1 pseudogene is annotated in these 2,237 nt (G+C 54.9%); it reads left to right on the forward strand.

What is annotated here, in order from left to right:
* Positions 1–1,964: 1,964 nt before the first annotated feature.
* Positions 1,965–2,066, forward strand: a pseudogene (locus CXQ94_RS23230) (glutaryl-CoA dehydrogenase); the annotation flags it as partial.
* Positions 2,067–2,237: the final 171 nt, after the last annotated feature.

Raw genomic sequence — 2,237 nt, forward strand, 5'->3', positions numbered from 1 at the left:
CAATCAAATAACCAATTCAATATAAATAAATTGGTATCAATAAAACTTGGCACACTATTGAGTTCTCAAACAACAACCACACCCGACCAACACACCAAAAACCCCGCAAACAAACGGAACAATCCTTGACGATCAGTGCCGGAGCAACTTTTCAAGCTTACCCACAATGCCTCACAAAAGCAAATCCACTAACCAGTGAATCAACCCCACAAAACACCACAAAAATACCGGCAAAACCGGCACCAATAAACGGGGTATTCGTCACCCACAACAAGCGGGGCAACTCGAAAAACAATACACACCTTTCAACCACAAAGCAAATCAGCCAGCGTTGCGCAAGGCCACGGGCTTGGCCCAACTTCGATCCCCTACCTGGGCAGCCGTCTGTGTCCGGGCCTGAAGTCCAAACGAGATAGGCCCCATGTGGCCATCAAGTCGCTTTGGGCAAGACGCTACTTGCGCAAACCCAGCAACTCTTGAGCTATCCCCTGTCCGCTGGCACAAGACGGCACCACGCCACCTCACGCTCAACACGCCCTCAAAGTGACTAACAAATTCGCTGCCGCATCAGCGCTCACTGTTCGTACCTGTTAGGGTTTCGAGCCATGAGTTCAATGCCGCCTGAAGGCTCTTCGTGACTAGGTCCCCTATTGCCGAAACACGTCCGCTGACATGGGTAGAGAGCGAAGGCGGAGCATCCCAACTCTCCGTTCGCGCTGTCCGTATGTCACTGGTAGCTTTGGCAGCTATCATCGTGCTAATCGTGATGGTCCTCGGCGTGGGGACCACTGCCATCCTCATCATGTTGGACATGAATGGCGCACCATCCGGCCGGTCCCAGGTGATCATGCTTAGCGGGTCGATAGGTATTGCCGCATCGATAGCCTTTCTCCTGAGCATGCGAGCTCGGCGACGGCAATGGCTGATAGGAATCGATGACCAGTCTGTCGTTATCGCCTCCGGTCGCTTCATCCGGGTTCTACCTCTCTCGGAACTGAGGCTCATTCAACTTCGCCGGCACACTGACTACGCGCGAATAATCTTTGTGGCAGGAACGGGACGAGTGAGCTTGCTCGCCGGCCTTGGACTTGCCCCCGACCCACGGGATACCGAAGCCGTATACTTGCCCGAGTTCTCGACCGAGGTGCAAGACCGCTTACGCTCTGCGGGCTATGCGGAGCACCGGTCTCCCAAATCACCCGATCTCTCCAAATGGACGCAAACAGGGAAGGCGTCAGAAACTTAGGCGCTTTCGTGATCGCGAGAGGTGGCGTCCTACGCGGGCATCCCTATTTAACGTCTACTACGCGGAATGAATCCTCCTGCCGCTTCGGTATCCGTTTGGCCTAGAAAGGCGTGAGCAGCACCAGCAGATGTTTCCTAAGTCCGCAATGAAGTCGAAAAAATTGAATTGGGTGTTCTTGAACTACTTGCCAGGGCATCCTTGTAGCTGGCTTTGCGTGCAAACTACAGGCTTGCGGACGACGCAGGACTTGAACATCTACAGTCCGAGGCCGACGATGCTTGGATCTTTTGGCAGATGCGAGTGGTTCTAAGAGGATCGTTCGCGGCTCAGGCGATTCATTAGATATCACGACGGCGGAGGAACGAGCGTTGTTCTACGTCATGCGGAAAACCGTTGCAGGTTTCCATGGCGCCCCACCTCACCAACGACGGCTACGCGGTACTTTGCATAGAGGTCCCGAAGGGCAGAGACGTTTAGGAAGAGGTCTCTAGTTTGATCCCCGGCAACGATATCGGATCCTGGATCCTGCCCACTACGTTTGCCACAGGTGTTGGCTTGGCTAGATTGCATCAAGCATCTGTGGCAATTGGAGCAGACGTAACCGGAGAGTTTGAGGCACTGCCGAAATGCTCGGTGGCCGCTCTACTTGCCCGATCTTCGCGCTTGAAGACGAGACCAGGCTGGCCGGAGATACCGAACAATATAACGGCGACAGTGGCACGGCAATAACCTTGAGTCCGTGCGCACTTATGAGGGTACGGATGAAATCCACATCCTGATTCTGGGTCAGCAGATCACCGGTATTTCCGCCTTCGGTTAGGTGACGCTTCGTGGCGGACTTCTGCCGGCGGCATGACACGGGGGTTGTTAAAGTGGTGTGGCCTCCTGGTGGGGAGGCCGTGGTGGTGTGGGGTGTGGGTTGTTAAAGTAGGGAGGCCCCGCACCGTGTGGTGTGGGGCCTCGACCTGTTTACTGTTTGTCCGGCGGTGTC

The organism is Arthrobacter sp. GMC3 (assembly GCF_002929305.1).
Classification (GTDB): domain Bacteria; phylum Actinomycetota; class Actinomycetes; order Actinomycetales; family Micrococcaceae; genus Specibacter.